General features: G+C 70.6%; 21 protein-coding genes. 12 read left to right on the top strand and 9 right to left on the bottom strand.

Features of this window, described 5'->3' with window-relative positions; all coding sequences use genetic code 11:
- Positions 1–14 precede the first annotated feature (14 nt).
- Complete coding sequence (locus DXZ73_RS35320) at positions 15–806, bottom strand: metal-dependent hydrolase (RefSeq protein ID WP_116215001.1); 792 nt, start codon at positions 804–806, stop codon at positions 15–17.
- 133 nt (positions 807–939) lie between these two features.
- Between DXZ73_RS35320 and DXZ73_RS35315 the strand changes: the two genes are divergently transcribed.
- Both DXZ73_RS35315 and DXZ73_RS35310 read left to right on the top strand, forming a co-directional pair.
- Positions 940–3,453, top strand: coding sequence for a DEAD/DEAH box helicase (locus DXZ73_RS35315; RefSeq protein ID WP_116215000.1), 2,514 nt, complete (start codon positions 940–942; stop codon positions 3,451–3,453).
- Between the two features lie 46 nt (positions 3,454–3,499).
- On the top strand, positions 3,500–4,366 hold the full coding sequence (locus tag DXZ73_RS35310) for an acyl-CoA thioesterase (protein WP_116214999.1): 867 nt from the start codon (positions 3,500–3,502) through the stop codon (positions 4,364–4,366).
- A 6-nt stretch (positions 4,367–4,372) separates the two neighbouring features.
- Here the strand turns inward: DXZ73_RS35310 and DXZ73_RS35305 are convergent, their stop codons facing one another.
- Together DXZ73_RS35305 and DXZ73_RS35300 are read right to left on the bottom strand one after the other, a co-directional pair.
- Positions 4,373–5,341 (bottom strand): DUF6397 family protein, encoded by a 969-nt coding sequence (locus DXZ73_RS35305; protein WP_240351635.1) that lies wholly within the window; start codon positions 5,339–5,341, stop codon positions 4,373–4,375.
- Between the two features lie 88 nt (positions 5,342–5,429).
- A complete protein-coding gene (locus DXZ73_RS35300) occupies positions 5,430–5,852 on the bottom strand; it encodes a roadblock/LC7 domain-containing protein (protein ID WP_116214998.1) in 423 nt (140 codons plus the stop codon).
- 124 nt (positions 5,853–5,976) lie between these two features.
- On the opposite strand from DXZ73_RS35300, the gene DXZ73_RS35295 reads away from it, so the two are divergent.
- Positions 5,977–6,405 carry a PPOX class F420-dependent oxidoreductase gene (locus tag DXZ73_RS35295; RefSeq protein ID WP_116214997.1) on the top strand — a complete coding sequence of 143 codons (429 nt, stop codon included), beginning with the start codon at positions 5,977–5,979 and terminating at the stop codon, positions 6,403–6,405.
- Positions 6,406–6,481: 76 nt separating this feature from the next.
- On the opposite strand, the gene DXZ73_RS35290 is transcribed toward DXZ73_RS35295, so the two are convergent.
- Positions 6,482–7,252, bottom strand: coding sequence for an alpha/beta fold hydrolase (locus DXZ73_RS35290; RefSeq protein WP_116214996.1), 771 nt, complete (start codon positions 7,250–7,252; stop codon positions 6,482–6,484).
- A gap of 87 nt (positions 7,253–7,339) precedes the next feature.
- Positions 7,340–8,254, bottom strand: coding sequence for an oxygenase MpaB family protein (locus DXZ73_RS35285; RefSeq protein WP_116214995.1), 915 nt, complete (start codon positions 8,252–8,254; stop codon positions 7,340–7,342).
- A gap of 100 nt (positions 8,255–8,354) precedes the next feature.
- On the opposite strand from DXZ73_RS35285, the gene DXZ73_RS35280 reads away from it, so the two are divergent.
- The 4 genes from DXZ73_RS35280 (at position 8,355) to DXZ73_RS35265 (ending at position 12,234) form a co-directional block, all read left to right on the top strand.
- On the top strand, positions 8,355–8,651 hold the full coding sequence (locus tag DXZ73_RS35280) for a hypothetical protein (protein ID WP_425315892.1): 297 nt from the start codon (positions 8,355–8,357) through the stop codon (positions 8,649–8,651).
- A gap of 396 nt (positions 8,652–9,047) precedes the next feature.
- Positions 9,048–9,941 carry an alkaline phosphatase family protein gene (locus tag DXZ73_RS35275; protein WP_116214994.1) on the top strand — a complete coding sequence of 298 codons (894 nt, stop codon included), beginning with the start codon at positions 9,048–9,050 and terminating at the stop codon, positions 9,939–9,941.
- A 2-nt stretch (positions 9,942–9,943) separates the two neighbouring features.
- A complete protein-coding gene (locus DXZ73_RS35270; protein WP_116214993.1) occupies positions 9,944–11,221 on the top strand; it encodes an MFS transporter in 1,278 nt (425 codons plus the stop codon).
- Positions 11,218–12,234 carry a PD40 domain-containing protein gene (locus tag DXZ73_RS35265; RefSeq protein WP_116214992.1) on the top strand — a complete coding sequence of 339 codons (1,017 nt, stop codon included), beginning with the start codon at positions 11,218–11,220 and terminating at the stop codon, positions 12,232–12,234. The genes DXZ73_RS35270 and DXZ73_RS35265 overlap by 4 nt, the downstream gene beginning before the upstream one ends.
- 10 nt (positions 12,235–12,244) lie before the next feature.
- On the opposite strand, the gene DXZ73_RS35260 is transcribed toward DXZ73_RS35265, so the two are convergent.
- Positions 12,245–12,424, bottom strand: coding sequence for a hypothetical protein (locus DXZ73_RS35260; RefSeq protein ID WP_116214991.1), 180 nt, complete (start codon positions 12,422–12,424; stop codon positions 12,245–12,247).
- A gap of 66 nt (positions 12,425–12,490) precedes the next feature.
- Positions 12,491–13,522: a fatty acid desaturase family protein gene (locus DXZ73_RS35255; RefSeq protein WP_116214990.1), complete on the bottom strand. Its 1,032-nt coding sequence runs from the start codon at positions 13,520–13,522 to the stop codon at positions 12,491–12,493.
- Between the two features lie 247 nt (positions 13,523–13,769).
- Between DXZ73_RS35255 and DXZ73_RS35250 the strand changes: the two genes are divergently transcribed.
- The 3 genes from DXZ73_RS35250 (at position 13,770) to DXZ73_RS35240 (ending at position 18,988) form a co-directional block, all read left to right on the top strand.
- The gene (locus tag DXZ73_RS35250) at positions 13,770–16,667 is read left to right on the top strand and encodes a DEAD/DEAH box helicase (RefSeq protein ID WP_116214989.1); all 2,898 of its coding nucleotides are present in this window, start codon (positions 13,770–13,772) and stop codon (positions 16,665–16,667) included.
- Positions 16,664–17,953: an SWF or SNF family helicase gene (locus tag DXZ73_RS35245; protein ID WP_116214988.1), complete on the top strand. Its 1,290-nt coding sequence runs from the start codon at positions 16,664–16,666 to the stop codon at positions 17,951–17,953. The genes DXZ73_RS35250 and DXZ73_RS35245 overlap by 4 nt, the downstream gene beginning before the upstream one ends.
- Before the next feature lie 165 nt (positions 17,954–18,118).
- Positions 18,119–18,988 (top strand): YceI family protein, encoded by an 870-nt coding sequence (locus DXZ73_RS35240; protein ID WP_116214987.1) that lies wholly within the window; start codon positions 18,119–18,121, stop codon positions 18,986–18,988.
- Here the strand turns inward: DXZ73_RS35240 and DXZ73_RS35235 are convergent.
- Entirely contained in the window at positions 18,948–19,466 is a 519-nt protein-coding gene (locus DXZ73_RS35235) for a hypothetical protein (protein WP_205519295.1), read from the bottom strand. The two genes, DXZ73_RS35240 and DXZ73_RS35235, sit on opposite strands and share 41 nt — an antisense overlap.
- Before the next feature lie 183 nt (positions 19,467–19,649).
- The gene (locus tag DXZ73_RS35230) at positions 19,650–20,522 is read right to left on the bottom strand and encodes a phosphatidylinositol-specific phospholipase C/glycerophosphodiester phosphodiesterase family protein (RefSeq protein WP_116214986.1); all 873 of its coding nucleotides are present in this window, start codon (positions 20,520–20,522) and stop codon (positions 19,650–19,652) included.
- Between the two features lie 229 nt (positions 20,523–20,751).
- Here DXZ73_RS35230 and DXZ73_RS35225 point away from each other — a divergent pair, with 229 nt between their 5' ends.
- A complete protein-coding gene (locus DXZ73_RS35225; RefSeq protein ID WP_116214985.1) occupies positions 20,752–21,978 on the top strand; it encodes a phosphodiester glycosidase family protein in 1,227 nt (408 codons plus the stop codon).
- 146 nt (positions 21,979–22,124) lie between these two features.
- Positions 22,125–23,534, top strand: a complete 1,410-nt coding sequence (locus tag DXZ73_RS35220) for a family 2B encapsulin nanocompartment shell protein (RefSeq protein WP_116214984.1) — start codon at positions 22,125–22,127, stop codon at positions 23,532–23,534.
- Positions 23,535–23,605 lie beyond the last annotated feature (71 nt).

The following is a 23,605-nucleotide window of genomic DNA, read 5'->3' as shown; positions in this document are numbered from 1 at the left end:
CGGGCCCCGGGAGATCAGATCAGTTCCAGGGCGCCGAGCCCGCTCGCTCCTCCGAGCAGGACGAACACCGGCATCAAGACCTTCAGCTCCACCCAGCTGCCCGCCCGGAAGCGCAGGGGCTTCGGCGGGCCCACCGGATACCAGCGCTTGCGGCCGATCGGTATGGGCCACAGGATCGGGCAGCCGGAGACGGTCAGCGCGTCGCCGATGTCGTGCACGAGCGCGCCGAGGACGATGGGCAGACCCAGCCAGATGTACTCCTGGCCCGGGCCGCCGAACAGCCAGTCGGAGCCGTTGCCCGGCTGGTTCAGGACCCCGGCCAGTATCCAGGCGCCGGTGGCGCCGAGCAGCCACACCAGGACGTCGCTGGATGTCCGGGCCATCCGCCACAGGAGCCCCTCGACGGCGAGCACGAGGTGGACGAAGAGGATGCCCAGCACCGCCCAGCGGCCGCCGGTCACCGCCAGCAGCGAGGCGCCGGCCCCTATCAGCACCGCCCACAGCCAGGTGTGGGTGAGGGTGCGGTGGCCACCGTTGCGGCGCGGGTCGCCATGGCCCCGGGTGGCCTTGTAGACGGAGTGCGACAGCTTGTCGATGATCTCGCACAGGGAACGGGAGACCGGGCCGAAGGCCCGCGATATGGTCGCCGACTTGTGGTCGAGGTCCGGGGCGAGTGCCGCACCGGCGCAGATCAGCGCGCCGACGACCAGCACCGGCCACGGCATCGGGTGACCGGCGGCGGCGACCGCGGCCCCCACTCCCAGCCAGGCAGCGGCACCCGAGAGCGAGTGCGCCGGTCCCATCATGGTCGTTTCACCCCTTTTGTTGGCCGACGTCTCGCGTTTCTGACGCCAGGTCGGCGACTCAGCGTAGCGCCCGATGATCATCGCCCGACCGCCCGGTTCTCTGATACGCCCCTGGGCCAGGCAGTATGGAGGGGTGACCCTTATCGATCAGATGCCGAGCCATGCCGACCCCGATGCCCTCTTCGAAGCTTTTTCGACCTGGGCCGAGGAGCGGGGTATCACGCTGTACCCCGCCCAGGAGGAGGCACTGATCGAGGTGGTCTCCGGCGCGAACGTGATTCTCTCGACGCCGACCGGCTCGGGGAAGAGCCTCGTCGCCGCCGGAGCGCACTTCACCGCGCTGGCCAACGACCAGGTGACGTTCTACACCGCGCCCATCAAGGCGCTGGTCTCGGAGAAGTTCTTCGACCTGTGCAAGATCTTCGGCACGGAGAACGTCGGCATGCTCACGGGTGACGCGTCGGTCAACGCGGACGCGCCCATCATCTGCTGCACGGCCGAGGTCCTCGCCTCCATCGCACTGCGGGACGGCAAGCACGCCGACATCGGCCAGGTCGTCATGGACGAGTTCCACTTCTACGCCGAACCGGACCGGGGCTGGGCCTGGCAGATCCCCCTGCTCGAACTGCCGCAGGCCCAGTTCGTCCTGATGTCCGCGACGCTGGGCGACGTCTCCCGGTTCGAGGAGGACCTGGCCCGGCGCACGGGGCGGCCCACCACCGTGGTCCGGTCGGCGACCCGTCCCGTTCCGCTGTCCTACGAATACCGCGCGACGCCGCTGACCGAGACCCTGACCGAGCTGCTGCAGACGCATCAGGCGCCGGTATACATCGTCCACTTCACCCAGGCGGCCGCCGTCGAGCGGGCGCAGGCGCTGATGAGCATCAACATGTGCTCGCGCGAGGAGAAGGACGAGATCGCCAAGCTGATCGGCAACTTCCGCTTCACCACCAAGTTCGGCCGGAATCTCTCGCGCTACGTCCGCCACGGCATCGGCGTCCACCACGCCGGCATGCTGCCCAAGTACCGCAGGCTCGTGGAGCGGCTGGCACAGGCAGGTCTGCTGAAGGTCATCTGCGGTACGGACACGCTGGGCGTCGGGGTCAACGTGCCCATCCGCACCGTGCTGTTCACCGCGCTCACGAAGTACGACGGCCAGCGGGTGCGGACGCTGCGCGCCCGGGAGTTCCACCAGATCGCCGGGCGGGCCGGGCGGGCCGGGTTCGACACGGCGGGCTTCGTCGTCGCCCAGGCACCCGAGCACGTCGTGGAGAACGAGAAGGCTCTGGCGAAGGCGGGCGACGACCCCAAGAAGCGCCGCAAGGTGGTCCGCAAGAAGGCTCCCGAAGGCTTCGTCAACTGGGGCGAGAACACCTTCGAGAAGCTCATCGCCTCCGAGCCGGAACAGCTCACTTCCCGCTTCCGGGTCACCCACGCGATGCTGCTGGCGGTCATCGCGCGACCGGGCAATGCCTTCGAGGCGATGCGCAGCCTGCTGGAGGACAACCACGAGCCGCGCAGGAACCAGCTCCGGCACATCCGTCGCGCCATCGCCATCTACCGCTCGCTGCTGGACGGCGGCGTGGTGGAACAGCTCGACAAGCCCGACGCCGAGGGCCGGATCGTACGGCTGACGGTCGACCTCCAGTCCGACTTCGCGCTCAACCAGCCGCTGTCGACCTTCGCGCTCGCCTCCTTCGAGCTCCTCGACCCGGAGTCCCCGTCCTACGCCCTGGACATGGTCTCGGTGGTCGAGTCGACGCTGGACGACCCACGGCAGATCCTGGCCGCCCAGCAGAACAAGGCGCGGGGCGAGGCCGTGGCGGTGATGAAGGCGGACGGCGTCGAGTACGAGGACCGCATGGAGCGCCTCATGGACGTCACCTACCCCAAGCCCCTGGAGGAGGTGCTCTCCCACGCCTACGACGTCTACCGCAAGAGCCACCCCTGGGTCGGCGACCACCCGCTGTCCCCGAAGTCGGTCATCCGCGACATGTACGAGCGGGCCATGACCTTCACGGAGTTCACCTCCTACTACGACCTCGCGCGGACCGAGGGCATCGTGCTGCGCTACCTCGCGGGGGCGTACAAGGCACTGGACCACACCGTTCCCGACGACCTGAAGTCCGACGACTTCGAGGATCTGATCGCCTGGCTCGGTGAGATGGTCCGGCAGGTCGACTCCAGCCTGCTGGACGAGTGGGAGCAGCTGGCCAACCCCGAGAACGAGACGGCGGAGGAGGCGCAGGAGCGCGCCGACCAGGTCAAGCCCGTCACCTCCAACGCCCGCGCCTTCCGGGTGCTGGTGCGCAACGCGCTGTTCCGCCGTGTCGAGCTCGCCGCGCTCGACAAGGTCGGCGAGCTCGGCGAGATGGACGCCGAAGCCGGGTGGGACGAGGACCGCTGGGCCGACGCCATGGACGCGTACTGGGACGAGTACGAGGAGCTGGGCACCGGCCCCGACGCCCGGGGACCGAAGCTGCTGCGCATCGAGGAGAAGCCCGAGGACGGTCTGTGGCGGGTCCGGCAGACCTTCGCCGACCCGAACGGCGACCACGACTGGGGCATCTCCGCCGAGGTGGATCTCGCGGCTTCCGACGAGGAAGGCCGCGCGGTGGTGCGCGTCATGGACGTGGGTCAGCTGTAGCGTCCGAGGCGCCGCCCGCGAGCGCCGCACCAGCAGAGGAGTAGCGATGACCAGTCCCACCGACCGTCTGGTGGGTCTGCTCGACCTGGAGCAGATCGATCTGAACATCTTCCGGGGCCGCAGCCCGGACGAGTCCCTCCAGCGGGTGTTCGGCGGACAGGTCGCCGGGCAGGCGCTGGTCGCGGCCGGGCGGACCACCGACGGTGGCCGCCCGGTCCACTCGCTGCACGCGTACTTCCTGCGCCCGGGTCGGCCGGGCGTGCCGATCGTGTACCAGGTGGAGCGGGTCCGCGACGGGCGGTCCTTCACCACGCGTCGCGTGGTGGCCGTCCAGCAGGGCCGTACGATCTTCAATCTCACCGCTTCCTTCCATCAGCCCGAGCCGGGTTTCGAACATCAGGTGGCGATGCCCGAGGTGCCGGCCCCGGAGGCTCTGCCACGGCTCGCCGACGAGATCCGCGAGCACCTCGGCGGCGAGCTGCCGAACGCCCTGCGGCACATGGAGCGCCGGCTCGCCTTCGACATCCGCTATGTGGACCGACTGCGCTGGACGGCGCGGGACCTGGCCGACGCGGAACCGCGCAGCGCGGTATGGATGCGCGCCCTGGGACCGCTTGGTGACGATCCACTCGTGCACACCTGCGCCCTCACCTATGCCAGCGACATGACGCTCCTCGACGCGGTGCGCATCCCGGTGGAGCCGCTGTGGGGACCGCGTGGTTTCGACCTGGCGTCGTTGGATCACGCCATGTGGTTCCACCGGCCCATCCGCGCCGACGAGTGGTTTCTCTATCAGCAGGAGTCACCCATCGCCACCGGGGCCAGGGGGCTGGCACGCGGCCAGATCTTCGACCGCGAGGGCAGACTTCTGGTGTCGGTGATGCAGGAAGGCCTGTTCCGCAAGGTGCCTTGAGCGGCGTCAGTCGCGGGTGGGCTCCGTGTTCCCCCGTCGCAGCCATCTCCACAGCGCGCGGAGCCCCGACGGTTTCGCCTGTCGCACCACCGGTGTTCCGCCGGCCCTGCTCGCGGGTGGCCCTGCCGTGGTGACCGTGGGTTCCGCTGCCGCCCGGGTGGGGGCGGTCGGCGTCTCGGCGGTCCGTGCCCCCTCCGGTCTCGGCGCGTGCCGGACCTCGCGGGCTTCGGTGAGCGCGATGGTGAGCCTGCGCCGGTACCCCTCGATCTCGTCCGGTTCCGCTGCCAGGGTCACTTTGTCGATGACCTCGCGACCGGCCGCGGCATTCGGGCGCCCGTGGGCGAGCTCCGGGCGCATCGTGCTCACGTAGGAACGCTCATAGGGGTCGGGGACGGCGTCGGCCAACTGCTCGGGGCCGAGGACCGATGCGATGACCGCGGCCCGTTCCCATGGGTCCTCGGCCAGGGCCAGCAGTTGGTCGATCCGTCGGGCGCGCCAGGTCCGGGCCCGCCTGTCCTCTCGCTCCGCCAGGGCCGTGCGCAATGCAGGAGGGGTACGGCCGGTGAGCAGGTCGGGGTTCGCGTCGGCGAACTCCACGAGATCGGCCGCGAGATAGTGCCAGACCACCGCGCGATACCTGTTGACGTAGAACCTCACGGGTGCGAAGCAGCCCGCCCTCGCGAGGCGCCCGAACCGGGCCGGGCTGATGCCCATCAGTTCGGCGCCCTCGGCGGTGCCGACCACCCACACCCGGGTACGGAGCGTGTCGGGAAACCCGGTCGCGGCCGTATGCCTCTCGATCTCGTCACGGGGGACCCGCCGTCGCCCGCCGGGCCCAAACACGACGGTCCGTACATGGCCCAGCTGCACGGCCAGTTCGAACTCACGCGGCTTGAGCTCCAGCTCCCGGGCCGCCCGCCCGAACGGGATCCCCACCGCCGCCGTGCCCGGCTCCTGGCATTGCTGCACTGTCATGACGCCCTCCCCACCACGGATCAATCACTGACAGTGACGACTGTAGCGGCGGAGTGCGACACCGCGTTCACCCTGTGGATAACTCCGGTCAGGGCTTGCGGTCGGTCTCTCCGCGAGGAACGTCTTGCTGTCGCGTCTCCACGCCCAGATGCTCGCCGACCCGGTTGACCAAGAGGGTCATTTCATAGGCGACATGGCCGATATCGGCCTCGGGCCCGCCGAGGACGCAGAGGCAGCTCCCTTCGCCCGCGGCTGTCACGAAGAGGACGCCTTCGTCGAATTCGACCATCGTCTGTCGCACCCGGCCCGCCCGGAATTGCCGACCCGTACCCTTGGCCAGGCTGTGCAGTCCGGAGGCGACCGCGGCCAAGTGCTCGGCTTCCTCCCTTTCGAGAGTCGCGCTCGCGCCCGTCACCAGTCCGTCGTTGGACAGCACCAATGCGTGGCGTATGTGTTCGACGCGCTCGGTCAGGTCGTCCAGCATCCAGTCGAGCCCCTTGCTGAGTGCCATGCCCCGCCTCCCCGTTCCGCCGTTCCCCGTGACTGCCGTGCCAGCCTCGCTCACCTGCGCGCTGTCGGCAACCCGCCCGGCCTGTCGGCACACGTCTGTGCGCCAGTTGGCACAAGATGGGGACATGGCACAGAAAATGAGCAAGGACGAGTGGCACGCCTTTCTTTCCATGGGTACCCGCACCGGAAAGCTTTCGACGGTTCGCGCTGACGGAAGCCCGCACATCGCGCCCATCTGGTTTGTGCTCGATGGGGACGACCTGGTCTTCAACACCGGCGAAAACACGGTCAAGGGCCGCAACCTCGCTCGCGACGGCCGGATCGCGCTCTGCGTGGACGACGACCGGCCCCCGTTCTCGTTCGTCACCGTGCAAGGGCGCGCCGAGTTGAGCGACGACCTCGATGAGGTACGCGCCTGGGCGACCAGAACCGCCGCGCGCTATATGGGCGACGAACGCGCGGAGGAGTACGGAGCACGTAATGGCGTGCCCGGTGAGTTGGTGGTCCGTGTCCGGATCGACAAGGTCGTGGCCCTGGCCTCGGTGGCCGACTAGAGATCGTCCGGCGGCCCCGGCTCGACCGGTCCGCGACGGCGCCCCCGCCCCGGAGGGGCGCAGGACCGGGGCGGAGTTACGACATCGGGGCAAGCTGCCCCGCGACCGCCGCGACGAAGGCCGTGGGGTTGTCGAACATGATGTTGTGCCCGGCGTCGGCCACGGTCACCACGTCCACTCCGGATGCGGCCAGTTCGGCACGCTCCGGCAGGTCACCGCTCAACTCCCCCATCAGATAGGTGCGCGGAATGGTCAGTTCCATCAACTGGCGGCGCATTGTGGGGTCGGTGCCGCGGACCAGCCCGGCCGCGGAACGGTGCAGGGCCGTCGGGTCGGTCAGCCGCATCGTCGCCCGCCATACGTGGCCGACCCGTTCCAGCGTCTCCGTGAAGCCTCCGCCCCGCACGAAGTCCACCTCCGTATAGGACGCGATGCCGCTGCTCCCGGCCGTCCGGGGCGGATTCGGGTCGAGGTTCGCCTCGGCCAGGACGAGGCGTGAGACCAGGTCCGGGCGCCGGGTCGCGAGCACGATGGCGACCGCCCCGCCCATGCTGTGGCCGACGATCTCGGCGCCCGCGGCCCCGGCCGCGTCCAGGACCGCGGCGAGCGCGTCGGCGTGCTCCTCAAGGGTGTAGCCGAACGCGGCGGGACGGTCGCTGATGCCGTGCCCCGGCAGGTCGACGAAGAGGGAACGGCGGCCCGCGAGCGTCGCGTCGGCGGCGATGTGGGCGTGGTACACGGACGAAGCCGATCCCAGGCCGTGGACATAGACGCGTGCGGGGCCGTGCCCGTCCGCCTCCGTCCAGCGTATCTGGGCACCTTCTGTCCCGAATTCCGCCTGCCGCATGCCTTCTCCCCCTTTGAACCCACCGGTAGCTCCGGTGAGTCTAGTGAGTCCTGCGCCGGGATTCGGCAGCGGTGGGAGGCAGGCGGCTCACTCCGTGGTGTCCGGGCCGGGGCGACCGTGAGGCACCGGGCACGTGGGGATCTTGGCACCGGTCCAGGGTGCGGGGAACGTGCCGAGCGCGGCGATGTCGTAGCCGTTCGGGTAGCCCTTGATCTCGGGGTTCTGACGGACGTAGTGGGGAGTCCGGCGGGGAGGGAGCAGACGTACGGCCTTCGCCCGGGCGCGCAGGGCACCGCGTGCCAGCGCGCGGGCGGCGGGATGCGGCTGCTCATAGCGGAACGCGCGCAGGAGCGGGTCGTCCAGCAGGGCCAGGCTCGCGCCACGCACCAGCGGGGCGAGGCTGCACGGATACCAGGACGCCATCAGGTCGAGGGTGGCGTCCGCGACTCTCCGCCCGCCTGCGTCCCAGCCGAAATGGGCGTCCTCATAGTCGTCGAGGTAACGCTGGAAGTCGGCGTACGACCGGGGGATGTCCTGGATGCCCATGTGCCGGCCGAGGGTGCGGTAGTACGCGGCCAGCGCGTGCCGCTCGTGCTCGGACAGGCGACGCCAGCCGTACGTGTCGATCCACCTTCCGGGGATGACGACGAAGGTGCTCAGGACGTAGCGCATGTCGTCATTGCTGATGTCGTAGCCGCGGTGCATCTGGTTGATGCGGCGGATCGCCGACCGGCCGCTCTCGTGGTCGAAGCCGTGCTCGACGACCGCGTCCAGCAGCAGCGCCGTGTCGTCATAGCGCTTCTGTGTGCGGCCGGGGAACTCTCCGGTCGCGTCGAGGAGGCGTCCGATACTGGGCACGGCATAGGTCCTGTAGAGCGCGAGCTCCAATGCGCGTGTCACGTCCCAGGGGAACTCGATGGTCGCGGTGATCCGGTAGATCCGCAGGAAGTCCTTCTCCGGATCGAGCCGCCGGATCTCCTTGAGCCAGTCAAAGCGCTTCACTCCGCGGTTGCCCCTTCGTTCGTCGGAGGTTCAACTCTACGGGCGCCGGGCACACTTGAACGACCGCAGGGCAATCGGCTCACGGGGGCAGGTGATCGACGTGTTCGACAGACTCCGCAAGCGTATCGAAGAGGCCTGGCAGCCGCCGACGCCACAGCCGTCGCCCCCGGCCACGGGGCGCCGGAGCAACCTCTTCGAAGCAGCGGCCACCTATGTGGCGGCCTGCGCCGAGGACGACCACGAGAGCAGCGCGGAGGCCGCACGCTGGGTCTCGCCGGAGGCGCTCTGCTTCGGCGTGAACGAGCTCGCCTGCCGCGCGGTCATCGCGCTGGCCCGCGAGCGCGGCCAGACACCACAGGACGTCGCCCGTACGCTGCTGGGCCTTCCTGTCGCCTGACCCGCCGGGGCGCGCCGTTCCGACTTCGTACAAGCTCCGGTGGAAGCGTCCGCCCTGAAGGGAGTTCGGCGCGTAGGGGGTCTCCGGGCCCGGCCTCACAGCCTGTCAGCACCCATGTCCGTCGCGGCAACCGTTCCCGACACGGATCGTTCCCTCTTACGGCCATCCGCGTGCCGCACGCCGTTCACGGGCGGCATCGATGATCCGACTCTATGCGGCAGCACCGACAATCACCGGTCGTGCTCCGCTCGGCCAGTGTTCCCGTTCCCGTCACCAATAAGGCGTGTACATGTCATTAAACTCGCCCTACGCTGCCACCGAACCCGCAGGCAGCACCCCCTGATCCCGCCACTTCCCTTCGCCTGCGCGCTGTCACCCACCCCGTACGGAGGACCCGTGCCCGCCGCAGCCAGCCCATCCCTCGCCCACCGCCTCCCCCGCCGCCGTCTCGCCGCCCTCACCACAGCCTGCGGGCTCGCCGCCGCGTCCCTCGGGCTGTGGGCCTCGGACTCCTCCGCCGCGGCGGCCGTGCCCACACCGGACCACGTCGTGGTCGTCGTCTTCGAGAACCACGCCTACGACCAGGTCATCGGCAGTTCGAGTGCCCCGTACATCAACTCCCTGGTCTCCGGCGGCGCCAACCTGACCGCGTCGTACGCCGAGACCCACCCGAGCCAGCCGAACTACTACGCGCTGTTCTCGGGGGACACCCAGGGCATCACCGACGACAGCTGCGTCACTCCGGGCTTCAGCGACCAGCCGAACCTCGCCTCCGAGCTCCTGTCCACCGGCAATACCTGGGCCAGCTACAACGAGTCCCTGCCGGCGGAGGGTTCGACCACGTGCAGGAGCGGCAAGTACGCCCAGAAGCACAACCCCTGGTTCGGCTTCGACAACGTGCCCACGAGCACGGCGCACACCATGTCGGCCTTCCCCGCCGACTTCGGGAAGCTGCCGACGGTCTCCTTCGTCGTCCCGAATCTGTGCAGTGACATGCACGACTGTTCCGTGGGCACGGGTGACACCTGGCTGAAGAACAATCTCAAGAGCTATGCCGACTGGGCCAAGACCCACAACAGCCTGCTGCTGATCACCTTCGACGAGGACAACCGGCTGAGCGGCAACCGCATCCCGACGGTCCTCTACGGACAGTCCGTCCAGGCCGGTTCGGCCTCCGACGCCACCTACAACCACTACGACGTCCTGCGCACGTTGGAGGACATGTACGGCACCTCGCACGCCGGGAACGCAGCGGACGCCAAGGACATCGCCGGCATCTGGAACAACTGACCGTGTATCTCGCGGACAGCCGCACCACCCCGGACCCCTCCGACACCGCCGGCCGGCACCCCCTCCCCGGCCGGCGGGCCGCGCTCGTCCCCGGAGCCGTGTTCGCCCTGGGCTCCGTCAGCCTGATCACCGACGTCTCCTCGGAGATGGTCACCGCCGTCCTGCCGCTCTACCTCGTCGCCGGACTCGGCCTGTCACCGCTCGGCTTCGGCCTCCTGGACGGCGTCTACAACGGCGTCAGCGCGCTCGTACGGCTCGTCGGCGGCAGGGTCTCCGACCGCGGCGGGAGCCACAAGACGGTCGCCGCGGTCGGCTACGGACTGTCCGCGCTCTGCAAACCCCTCCTGCTGATGGCGCACAGCGTGCCGTTGATCGGCGCGGTGCTCGCGGCCGACCGTACGGGCAAGGGGCTGCGCACGGCGCCGCGCGACGCCATGATCTCGCTTGCCTGTGAACCCGGCACCCGAGGACGGGCGTTCGGCGTGCACCGTGCGATGGACACGGCCGGTGCCCTGCTCGGTCCGCTCGTCGCCTTCGTCATCCTGCGGGCCGCGGCCGACGGCTACGACGCCGTCTTCACCGTCAGCGGCTGCACCGCGGCGCTGGGCGTCCTCGTGCTCCTGCTGTTCGTCCCAGGGCGCGAGGACGCCCGCCCGTTTACGGAGCCGGCCGCCGGCCGCGCACCCCTGCGGGCCGTTCTGCGCCGGCCGGCGGTGCGCCGCCTCACCGGCTGCGCGGCACTGCTGGGCCTGACGACGGTCAGCGACTCGTTCCTCTACCTCATCTTGCAACGGCGCTTGGATCTCTCCGAGACCTGGTTCCCGCTGCTGCCGCTGGGGACGGCGGCGGCGTTCCTCCTGTTGGCCGTGCCTTTCGGGACGTTCGCCGACCGGGTGGGCCGCCGTCGGCTGTTCCTCTGCGGCCATCTGGCACTGCTCGCGGCGTACGGCCTGCTCGTCTCCCCGCTCGGCGACTCCCCGACGCTCGCCTTCATCGTGCTCGCGCTGCACGGCAGCTTCTACGCGGCGACCGACGGGGTGCTGGCCGCCGTGACCGCCGATGCCGTGCCCGAGACGATCCGCGGCACCGGGCTGGCGGTGGTCCAGACAGGTCAGGCAGCCGCCCGCTTCGTGTGCTCGATCGCCTTCGGGGTGGCCTGGACCACCTGGGGCGACCGCGTGGCGCTGGGTTCGGCGGCGACCGGCCTCGCCGTCTCCGTCGCCGTCAGCGCCCTGTTGCTGCGCCCTTCACCCGACGCCCCACCGGAGCCTGTCCGTTGAACCGCAAGAACCGCATCCTGGCCCTGCTCGCCGCCGTCCTGATCCTGGGCGGCGTCGCCGTCGGCGCGACCTTGCACGCCGCGGGGCGCTCGGCCGAGAAGGACCGCGCGCAACCGGGTGGCCCCCGCGTACACCCCGGCGAGGTCGTCCTGGACGCTCCGCGGCTCAGTGTCTTCCGCAACATGGCCTGGGGCCCTCACCGCGATGAGATCGCCACGGTTCCCGCCGACGACCCGGCCGGCCCGCGCACCTCCTCCGGAGTCCGCTGCCTGCGCTTCCACGCGGCCGCGGGCACCGGCATCTGCCTCCAGGCGGTGCACGGCAGGCTCCGCGACAGCTACCGCGCCGTGGTGCTCGACGCGCACCTGCGCGAGCTGCGCCGCTACGACCTGGCGGGCGTACCCACCCGGGCCCGGGTCTCGCCCAGTGGCCGGAGCGTCGCCTGGACGGTCTTCGTCAGCGGCGATTCCTACGCGGGTACGTCCTTCTCGACCCGCACCTCGGTGCTCGACACCCGCACCTGGAGTCTGGACCGCGATCTCGAGGAGTACCGGTTCTTCCTGGACGGCCACCTCCACAAGGCATCGGATCTCAACGTCTGGGGCGTCACCTTCGCCGACGACTCCCGGTTCTACGCGACCGTCGCCACCGGCGGGCGGACCTATCTCGTACGCGGCGACCGCACCGACCGGACGCTGCGCGCCCTGCACACCAACGTCGAGTGCCCGTCCCTCTCACCCGACGGGACTCGTATCGCCTATAAGAAGCGTGTCGAGGGCGCGTCCTCCGACGCGCCCTGGCGGCTGTACGTCCTGGATCTGCGCACCCTGCGCGAGAGTGCCACGGCCGAGCACCGGAACATCGACGACCAGGCGATCTGGCGGGACGGGCACACCCTTGTCTACTCGTTGCCCGGCGATTACGGCTCCGATCTGTGGACCGTCCCGGCGGACGGCTCCGGGAGCCCCGGGCTCTCCATGACGGCCGCTCTCGCCCCGGCGTTCACCGGCTAACGGCAGCCCCCTAACGTCCCAGTTGCTTGCGGGAGACCCGACGCAGACGCTTGCGCTGCGCGGGGTCCAGCAGCAGATAGGCAGCGGCCGGCACACCTACCAGCACCAGCAGCCCCACCCAGGGCTGCAGCCACAGCAGGATCGCCCCTGCCACCACACCGGCGACGGCGATCTTGGCCCTGTTGCTCATGTCCGTGCCTCCTTCGCGACAGCTGCCGCTTGTCCTGGAGAACGCCCGGGGGCTCCGTACGGTTCCTCACTCGGCCCGGAGCGGGGCGCCGACCTCGTGCATGTGGCCCAGCGCCTGCCGATAGGAGTCGACGAGTCCGGTCTCGGTGTACGGGAGCCCGGTCGCACGGCAGTGCGCGCGCACCAGGGGCCGGGCGAGCCGGAGGTGGGTCCGGGGCATGTTCGGGAAGAGGTGGTGCTCGATCTGATAGTTCAGTCCGCCCATGAACCAGTCGGTCAGCACCCCGCCCCGCACGTTCCGCGAGGTGACGACCTGGCGGCGCAGATGGCCCCAGCGTTCGCCGTCCGGGTCCGGCATGTCCATCCCCTTGTGGTTCGGCGCGAAGACCATGCCGAGATGGAGCCCGAACAGCGCATGGTGGACCAGCGCGAAGGCGAGCGCCTTGCCGGGGGACAGTGCGGACAGCAGGAGCGTCACGTAGCCCACCGCATGGAGGGCGAGGAGGGCCGCTTCGACCCAACGCTCGCGTGCTTCCTGCCTTTTGAGGTCGCGCACGCTCGAAACCTTCAGGGCGATGCCTTCGAGCAGCAGCATGGGGAAGAAGAGCCGGGCCTGGTGGCGGGTGATCCAGCGGGCGAACCCCTGCCGCTTCGCCGCTTGCCGCTGGGTCCACACGAGCGCGCCGACGCCGACGTCCGGATCCTTGTCGATGTGGTTGGGATTGGCGTGGTGCCGGTTGTGCTTGTCGTTCCACCAGCCGTAGCTCATGCCCAGCAGCAGGTTCGCGTGGAGGAGGCCGAGCACGCGGTTGGCGCGCCGGGTGGCGGCTATCTGCGCGTGCCCGCTGTCGTGGCCGACGAAGGCGATCCGGGCGGAGAACACGGCGGCGGGCACGGCCAGCAGCACGGCCCACCAGGAGTTCCCGGCGAGCACGGTCCCGGAGGCCGTGGCGGCGAGCGCGAGCAGGTCGACGGCGATGGTGAACGCGTACCTGCCCCGGCGCCGGTCGAGGAGCCCCTCTTCCCGGATCAAGCGCAGAAGCGGCGCGAAGTCGCTGCCCGCGGTGCGTTCCGCGAGCGGGGTGGTGGCCTGGCGCATGAGGTCTCCGGAGAGTTCGGACCGGCGGGCTGACCCCACAGAACGTACGGATCCGGGGGGTTCGGCGACCATGAAGGCACCACCCGGATCCGCAGGGGGCAATCCCCCTGCGGCCATGGGGGGCTGGGCACACCCCGGACAGGAATGTGTCGCACAGCACATTCGGAATAAGAGCTTCCGATGCCATTTCCCTGTACCCTCGGCCGCCCGGAGCTCAGCTAGTCAAATTTGAGGAATGCCCAGCGTCGTGACACCACCCCCTGCCGCAACACCCTCCGAGATCTCCTTGCTCGCACAGTGCTCGGCGGTCTTCCTCCCCGGTGACCCTGCGCGCACCGGCCGCGTGGCGTTCTGGCGGGCGGACGACGACCTGCCCGCAGGGCCGGGCGGCATCGAGGAACTGACCATCGCCGTCGCCGACGGCACCGACATCACCACCACGACGGTGCGGGCCGTGGTGATGCCCGTGCGCGAAGCCGTGCCCGTCCTCACCCGTGCCCGCGCGGCACGCGCCGACGAAGCGGCCACCTTCTGGGGCAGCGCCGCGGTGCTCGCCCTGCAGCTGGCCGCTCGCGGCCGCCTGCTGCCCGGATTGACCGCGACCGATCACGACGCCTGGCGCGTCGGACCGCTGGCCCCCGAGGACATGGGACGGATCCGGGAGCTGGCAGCCGCCATGCCGCCCGCCGCGCACGCCGTACCGCTCCCTGACGACGGCAGCGGCCCTCTGCTGCTGCCCGACCCGGAACGGCTCGTACGCGCCTTCCTGGACGCTGTCGCCGACGGCCTGCCGCGCACCCCCGCCGCCGCGCTCGCCGCGGGTGGCCCCGCCTTCGCGGCCGGCGAACCCCGGCGGCTGCCCGAGCAGCGCGCGTGGGCCGACAGCGTGGCCGCCGGGTACGACGCCGGGGTCCGGCTGTCCCTCCGCGTCGAGGCGCTGGGGCTCTCCGACGCGGCGGACGGCGGCGGCACCGCTCCGCGCTTCCGGGCCGTGCTCCAGCTGCACAGCCTCGCCGACCCCGCGCTCGTCGCGGACGCCGCCGATGTGTGGTCCGGCGCCTCCCCTCTCATGACCGCGCTCGGCCGGGGAGCGCGCATGAACGCGCTGCTCGCCCTGCGCCGCGCCGCTCACGCGTGGCCCGCTCTCACTCCACTGCTCTCGGCTCCGGCGCCCGATGCCATCGACCTCGCCGACGAGGAGGTCGGCGAACTGCTCGGCGCCGCCTCCGAGGCACTGGACGCCACCGGTGTCCAGGTGCACTGGCCGAAGGGGATGGCCCGCAAGCTCACGACGTATGCCGTTGTCGGCTCACTGGACGACGACAACCACGGCCACGGCGACGACCGTTCCGGCCTGCCGTCCCTGCTGTCGGCCGACGCGCTGCTCACCTTCAGCTGGCGTTTCGCCGTGGGTGACCAGGAGTTGACGCAGGCCGAACTGGACCGGCTCGCGGAAGCCAGCCGCCCGGCCGTGCGCCTGCGCGACCAATGGGTGCTCCTCGACCCGGAATCCGTACGCCGCGCCCGGGACCGCCAGGACCGCAAGCTCTCCCCCGTGGAAGCGCTCGGAGCGGCCCTCACGGGGCATGCGCAGGCAGAGGACCCCGGGGACGACGAGACCGTCGACGTACGGGCGATCGGCCGGCTGGCGACGCTGCGCGACCGTATCGCCGATCCGGAGAACACCGAGGACCCCCTCGCCCAGCCCGCCGCGCTCGCCGCCACCCTGCGCGACTACCAGCTGCGGGGACTCGACTGGCTGCACCGCATGACCTCGCTCGGGCTCGGCGGCTGCCTCGCCGACGACATGGGTCTCGGCAAGACCATCACCCTCATCGCCCTGCATCTGCACCGCAGGACACTGCGGGACGCTGCCGGACCGACGCTGGTCGTCTGCCCGACCTCCCTCATGGGCAACTGGCAGCGCGAGATCGAGAAGTTCGCCCCCGGCACGCCCGTACGCCGGTTCCACGGCCCCACGCGGAGTCTGGACGGCCTGGCGGACGGCGAGTTCGTCCTCACCACGTACGGAACGATGCGGCTGGACGCCCGGCGACTGGCCGGGACCGACTGGGGCCTGGTCGTCGCCGACGAGGCCCAGCACGTCAAGAACCCCTACTCCGACACCGCGAAGCAGCTGCGCACCATCGGCGGCAAGGCCCGCGTCGCGCTGACCGGCACTCCGGTGGAGAACAACCTGTCCGAGCTGTGGGCGATCCTCGACTGGACGACACCGGGCCTCCTGGGCTCCCTGGGCGGCTTCCGCCGGCGTTACGCACAGGCGGTCGAGGGCGGCGCGGATCCGGGCGCGGCCGAGCGCCTCGCCGCTCTCGTCCGCCCGTTCCTGCTGCGCAGGCGCAAGTCGGACCCCGGCATCGCCCCCGAGCTGCCGCCGAAGACGGAGACCGACCGCACGGTCGCGCTCACCAAGGAACAGGCGGCTCTCTACGAGGCCGTGGTGCGGGAGGTCCTGGCCGAGGTGGAGGCCGCGGACGGCTTCGAGCGACGCGGCCTGATCGTCAAGCTGCTCACCGGGCTGAAGCAGATCTGCAACCACCCGGCACAGTTCCTCAAAGAAGACGGCCTCCAAGAGGGCGCCGCGAGGATCCAGGGCCGCTCGGGCAAGGTCGAGCTGCTCGACGAACTGCTGGAGACGATCCTCGCCGAGGGCGCGAGCGTCCTGGTGTTCACGCAGTACGTCCAGATGGCCCGGCTGCTGGAGCGGCACCTGGCGTCCCGGGGTGTCCCGGCGCAGCTGCTGCACGGCGGTACGCCGGTGCCACGGCGCGAGGAGATGGTCCGGCGCTTCCAGGACGGTGAAGTGCCGGTCTTCCTGCTGTCGTTGAAGGCGGCCGGTACGGGCCTCAACCTGACCCGGGCGGGCCATGTGGTGCACTTCGACCGCTGGTGGAACCCGGCCGTCGAGGCACAGGCGACCGACCGCGCCTACCGCATCGGCCAGACCCAGCCCGTGCAGGTGCACCGGCTGATCGCCGAGGGGACGATCGAGGACCGGATCGCGGAGATGCTCACGCGCAAGCAGGCCCTCGCGGACTCCGTCCTGGGCTCCGCGGAGACCGCCCTGACCGAACTGACCGATGCCGAACTCGCTGAACTCGTCGCACTGAGGGGGGCCGGACGATGACCGGACACGACGTCACCGGTGGCACCGAGCGCACCTTCGCCGCCCTGCCGCCCGATCGCGGACAGGCCTCTGCCCGGAGCTGGTGGGGCCGGGCCTGGCTCAAGGCGCTGGAGGACACCGCGCTGGACGGCCAACAGGTCAAGGCCGGGCGCAGGCACGCGCGCGCGGGCGCGGTGGGCGCGGTGTCGGTCCGGCCGGGCCGGATCACGGCACTGGTCCGCGACCGCGACGGCACGCCGTACCGCTCCGATGTGATGGTCCAGGAGCTCTCGGCGGCCGATTGGGACCGGCTGCTGGACCTGGTGGCCGACCGCGCCGGACACATCGCGGCGCTGCTCGACCACGACATACCGTCGCACCTCGCGGAGGACGCGCTGGCCGTCGGCGTGGAGCTGCTGCCCGGCATCGGCGATCTGGAGCCCGAGTGCGGCTGCGGCGCCTGGGACCACTGCCCGCACACGACGGCACTGTGCCATCAGATGGCGCGGCTGCTCGACGAGGATCCGTTCGTCCTTCTGCTGATGCGCGGGCGCGGTGAACGGGAGCTGCTGGACGAGCTCCAGGCCCGCAACGCCGCGCACAGCAAGGCGCATGTGCCGGAGCCGAGCGCCGGTACTCCTTCGGGCATACCGGCGCGCGAGGTGTTCGCGGCGGGCTTCCTCGTACCCCCGCTGCCCGAGCCGCCTCCCCCGGTGGAAGCCGCGGGCCGGCCGCCCGCGCTGTCGGGTGACACGGCTCCGGCGCCGGGGCTGGATGTCGAGGCGCTGGAGTTCCTCGCGGCGGACGCGGCCGCGCGGGCACGGCGGCTGCTGGCCGAGGCGCTCGCTCCCGGCCATGAACGGTCGCCCATGGGGGATGAACTGAGCCTGTGGCAGGACACGGTGCGCCTCGCGGCCTCCGGGCCGCCGGCCGGGGTCGCCGCACGGCTGACCGCGGGCTGCGGCCGTGACCGCGCCCGGCTCGCCCAAGCCGTACGGGCGTGGGGGCACGGTGGCCCCGCGGCGTTGTCGGTCCTGGAGGACGAATGGACGCCCGGGGCCGAGGCTCTCGCACGCGCCGGTGCGCAACTGGCCGCCGCGTGGGAGGGCGACACGGCGCCGGTCCTGCGGGTCTCGCGCAACCACTGGACGGCGGTCGGCTCGGACGTGCAGCTGCGTTACGGGCGCGACGGCCGCTGGTGGCCGTACCGCAAGGAGGGCGGCCGGTGGCAGCCTGCCGGGCCCTGCGAGCACGATCCCGCGGCCGCCCTCGCGGTACTCCTGACGGAGGGTTCGCAGGAGAGCTGAAAGAAGCTCATGACACGGGGACCCCTACACCTCGGCGAGGAATCGAAGGCAAGGGTAGGTAGCAATTCACACTTTCATAGGCAGTAAGTAAAATTTTGCCTTTCAGTAGAGGAATGTGGTGATCTACAGGTTCATCACCTTCTGATCACGGAAAGGCCCTTCGGGATGGTTTTCGCCCTGCTGCGCCGTCGTAAGCGTTCCCTCCACCAGGAGATCGCTCCGATTCCGTACGGCGCGGGGGCTCTCGACTGTGTCGTCCTGGACCCGGTCCAGTTGCCGATGCACAGAGCGGAAGTATCCGTACGGGATCTCAACGGCCAGGAAGTGGTTCACGGGCAGACCGATCCGCACGGCAGGTTCGCCACGACCGTGACGCCCGGCGCGTACAGCGTCGCCGTGACGGCCGAAGGCTTCCAGCCCGTGCGACGTGCCTTCACGTCCACGGAGGGCGTACGGACCTCCCTCGAACCGGTGGGCATGGAACCGGCGCCCGTCCCGTCCATGCCGGCACCCGGCGCGTGGCGCATCGACCCGGACCACACGGCCGTGCGCTTCATCTCCCGGCACATCGGGCTCGCCGAGGTGCACGGCCGGTTCAACCGGTTCGAGGGCACTCTCTGGATCGCCGAGAACATGGAGCACTCCCGTATCGATGTGGTGATCGAGACGGCGAGCATCGACACGGGGGTCAAGCAGCGCGACGAGCATCTGAGCTCCCCGGAGTTCCTGAATGTCGCCAAGTTTCCGTACATGCAGTTCACCAGCGAGCGCTTCGTGCACCGCGGCGGGTCCCGGTGGACGGTCCAGGGCGTGCTCAATCTGCACGGTGTCAGCCGCAACGTCTCTCTCGACACCCGCTACCTGGGCATCGGCACCGGCATCATGGGCGAGACCCGCACCGCCTGCTCGGCCTCGACCGAGTTGCACCGCGAGGACTTCACCCTGGACTGGCGCTCGATGCTGCAGCGCGGTATCGCCATGATCGGTGCGACCATCAGGATCGAGCTGGATATCCAGGCCGTACCGGCCCAGTGACCGCAGCCGCCCGCCCGGCTGCCGGGTCCCGCCGGTCGCCGACGGGCATCGGCAGCAGTTCCGTGGGGAATCCGCTGGGAAGGCTCGTGGGCAGACCGGACGGCAGGCCCGTCGGGAGGCCACTGGGCCAGCCGGACGGCAGACTCGTCGGCAGTCGGCTGGGAAAGTGCGTCGGGAGCTCCGAGGGCAGCCCGCTGGGGACGGTGAACGAGGGCGAGGAGTCACTGGACGAGGTTCCCTTGCCGGGCTCGTCCCCCTTCTTGCCCTTGTCCGCGATGATGAGCACCGCCCCCAGCGCGACTGCCGCGACCGCCACCAGCACGGTCACGGCGATCGCGGTCCGCCGTCCGGAGCCACCGCCCGACGGCGGCTCCGGGTTCCACGGAGGCTGCCCCGGGCCGAAGCCGCCCGGGGGTGGAGCGGAGGGCGGCGGTGGGCTCGCGGGCGGGCCGTACGGCGGTCCGGGGGGAGTGGCCATACGCTCCAGCGTTCCCGGTCGCGGACCGTCGGCACCGCGCGGTGACGGTACCGGCACACGCTCCGCTCAGGACCGCGACATTCCACCGCGAGAAATCCCGCTGCCGGTCCCGCGTGGCGATCACACCAAAAAGAACCATAATCGTACGATTTGCCGGTGCTTGCCGAACCGTGCCCGGAGCGCTCAGCGGTGCGCGCGCAGGAACACCTCAAGGCCCGCGAGGTCGTCCGTGTTGAGGTAGTCCACGCCCGCGGCGAGGAGTTCGCGCCAGAGGGCGTCACGCGCCGGGCCGGGCTGGTCGGGTGTGGCCCAGAACCGCACCTGCCGGTGTTCGGCGTGCGCGGTGGAGACGATCCGCCGCAGCTCGGCGCGTTCCCGCCCGGGCATCGGACCCGCACCCCGCCAGGTGAAGTTGAGGGACCAGTTGTCGCTGACGAGCGGGGCGAAGGACACGGGGACACCGCTGCCGAGGTCCGTGAGGCGGCCGTCGTAGAAGGCGCGCCGCACGCGCTCCCCCTCCATGGGCTCCCTGGCTCCCCGGTCGCCGGATATGACGGCGGTGATCGCGCCGCGCCGGACCCGGCCGTTGTCGCAGACACTCAGCATCGAGCGGTAGTGATGCAGGTGGCGGGAGAGCTCCCGGTAGGCGGGACCGCCCGCGGTCTTGATGTCGATGAGCAGTTGCAGCGAGAAGTCGTACCCCGGATAGACCCGGCCGTGCCCGGATCCGACCCGGCGCAGCAACGGGTCGAGGTAGAGCGACTCCAGCGTGCGCGTGGGGTCGAGCCCGGAGGCGTCGTGCGCGACCAGGAGCTTGTCGCCGACGAGCCAGATGTCGGCCTCGACGCTGCCGAACCCATGGGAGAGCGCGTCGGTGAGCGGGCGAGGGTGCTCGTAGTCGTTGTGCGCGTGGGCGCGGCGCAGCGGAGGCTTGCCCGGCGCGACACCCGCGCCCGGATCCGCCTCCGCCCGCTCCGCGAAGGCGGGTCCCGCGACGGAGCCCGCGAGGGCGGCTCCCAGGGTGATGACGGCTGCGCGGCGCGTACGAGGGGTCATGGTGACTCTCCCGGATCGGGGTGCGTCCGCGGGCGGTGCCGGCGGCCCGCACGAGCTGTCTCCTGCGAGTATCCGGGCACACAGGGCCAAAGGGCAGGGATGTGGCAAGAGTTGCCCGTGTCGACTTCGGCGCGTTCCCTGTCGTTCTTTCGGGGCATGGTGAACTCTCTTGCATCGTGCCAGAGTTGACGGGACCTCTGGGGAGACTGTGATCGGATGCGGAAACCGCGTGCGCGCGGTGCTGACGGTTCTGGTGGCATGGACGTCGCTGGTGGGAGGAGGCACCGCCTGGGCCGACCCGGCGGATACGAGCGCACGGCAGGCACTGAGGTTGGGCGCGCTCGCCCCTGTGGCGCCGGGGGTGGAGTACCGGGACTTCGCCCTGACGGCTTCGCACGGGCCGGCGCACGGGCATCTGCTGACCGTCGACCTGCGCGAGCCGGGGGTCTCTCTCGACCTGCTGTATCCGGGGTCGGTCGCCGCGCGGGCCACCGTGTCCCGCATGGTCGACCGCGGCGGTGCGGTCGGCGGGATCAACGGCGACTTCTTCAACATCACCGAGTCCCAGCACCCGGGGGTCGAGGCGACCGGCGCCCCGGTGGGGCCGTCCATCGCGAGGGGCGGCCGGCTGGGCGCGGCGGTGCCGAACGGCCAGCGCTTCGGGCCGTCGATGCCGCCGGGCGTGACGACCCGGGACGTCATCGGCGTCGGGACGGACGGCACGGCCAGGCTGGACCGCCTCACCCTGGCGGGGACGGTGAGGGCCAAGGGCAGGAAGCTGGCGTTGCGCGGTCTGAATCAGTACGCCCTGCCGGTGGGCGGCATCGGGGCGTTCACCCACGAGTGGGGGACGGCCTCGCGACGTCGGGCGACGTGCGGAACGGACACCAACCGGGCCGCTCCGTGCAGCGCCGACACCTATGAACTGACCGTGCGGCGCGACCGGGTGACGGAGGTGGCCAAGACCCCTGGGCGCGGTGCGATCCCGTCCGGTTCCGTGGTCCTGGTGGGGCGCGACGCGGGCGCGAAGGAGCTGCGCAAGCTGCGGGTCGGCGACACGGTGAAGGTCGAGGAGCGGCTGGAGCCGGCGGCGCGCGGGGCGCTCCGCTTCGCCATCGGCGGCTTCCCGGTGCTGCGTGACGGCAGACCGCTGGCGGGGCTGAACCGTTCGACGTCGGCGGTGCGGACCTCCGCGGGCATGGGCGAGGACGGGCAGCGCTTCTTCCTCCTGGCCCTGGACGGCGGCAGCGAGTACCGCTCGGGCATGACCGTCGCCGAACTGGCCGATCTCATGCGGGACCTCGGAGCGGACGACGCGGTGAACCTGGACGGCGGGGGGTCGAGCACCCTGGTCACCCGCGACCCGGACGCGAGGCGCACGACGGTGCGCAATCACCCTTCGGGCGGGGGTGAACGGGCCGTCGCCAACGGCATCGGCATTTTTATCCGAACTTAACATCGTCGATCAATCCACCCATGTGAGTGACTGCGTCAGCCGATTCCCGCTGCTAGCTTCGAAGGTGCACGAGCGAAAAAGCAGCGGAAAAGCAATCGTCGGGTCCGCAACGGGCATTTCGCAATGGATGGGTGGGCATTCGCATTATGACGACATCAGTGGAGACCGATACCGCGGGCAATAACGGTAGCGGCCCCCTGAGCCTGGGCACCGCGGCCGCGCGCAATCTGGCGACCACGACGAAGACCGTGCCGCAGATGCAGGGCATCACCTCACGGTGGCTGCTGCGCCTGCTGCCGTGGGTCCACGTCCCCGGCGGTTCCTACCGGGTCAACCGCCGTCTTACACACACACTGGGCGACGGCGTGGAGTTCGTCTCCACCGGCGCGGAGGTCCGGGTCATCCCCGCCGAGCTGGGCGAGCTGCCGCTGTTGCGGGGCTTCACGCATCCGGCGACCCTCGAAGCCCTGGCGGGCCGCTTCACCCAGCGCGAGTTCCAGCCCGGCGAGCTGCTGGTGGAGGCCGGGCAGCCGGCCGACCAGGTGGTCCTGATCGCCCACGGCAAGATCGACAAGGTGCGCGAGGGCGAGTACGGCGACCCGGCCGTGCTGGGCGTGCTGGCCGACGGCGGATATTTCGGCGACCAGGCGGTCGCGGCGGACGAGGAGCAGACCTGGGACTTCACCGCCAGGGCCGTCACCGCCTGCACGGTGCTGACCCTGCCCCGCCAGGCGTTCCAGGAGCTGCTCGGCACCTCCGACGAGCTGCGCGCCCACGTCGCGGCCTTCCATGCCACCGCCGACCTCCCGCACAACGAGCACGGTGAATCGGCCATCGACGTCGCTTCGGGACACACCGGCGAGCCGTCGCTGCCGGGCGTCTTCGCCGACTACGAGCTCACACCGCGCGAGTACGAGCTGAGTGTGGCCCAGACGGTCCTGCGGGTGCACACCCGCGTCGCGGACCTCTACAACGAGCCGATGAACCAGGTCGAGCAGCAGCTGCGCCTGACCATCGAAGCCCTGCGCGAGCGCCAGGAACACGAACTGGTGAACAACCGCGCCTTCGGGCTGCTCCACAACGCCGACCTCAAGCAGCGCATCCACACCCGCACCGGCCCGCCCACCCCCGACGACCTCGACGAGCTCCTGGCCACCGTGTGGAAGGACCCCGCGTTCCTCCTGGCGCACCCACGCGCGATCGCGGCGATCGGCCGCGAGTTCAACAGCAGGGGCGTCTATCCCGACAGCGTGGATGTGAACGGGCACTCGCTGCCCGCCTGGCGCGGCGTCCCGATTTTCCCGTGCAACAAGATCCCGGTCTCCGACGGGGGCACCAGCTCCATTCTGGTGATGCGTACCGGGGAGGAATCCCAGGGGGTCGTCGGTCTCCACCGGACGGGAATTCCCGACGAGTATCGCCCGAGCCTCTCGGTGCGGTTCATGGGAATCAGCGAGCAGGCCATCATCTCCTATCTCGTGAGCGCCTACTACTCCGCCGCCGTCCTCGTTCCCGACGCCCTGGGAATTCTCGAGAACGTCGAAATCGGGCACTGAATCCGGACCGGGGCCGGATTCGGATGCCCCGGCACCTCAGCACACGTTTCGCGCCGGACAGCGCAACCACG

It is taken from the genome of Streptoverticillium olivoreticuli subsp. olivoreticuli, from assembly GCF_003391135.1.
In the GTDB taxonomy this organism is placed as follows: Bacteria; Actinomycetota; Actinomycetes; order Streptomycetales; family Streptomycetaceae; genus Streptomyces; species Streptomyces blastmyceticus.
Note: the sequence above shows the minus strand (reverse complement) of the source record. Positions and strands in the feature narration are given on the sequence as shown.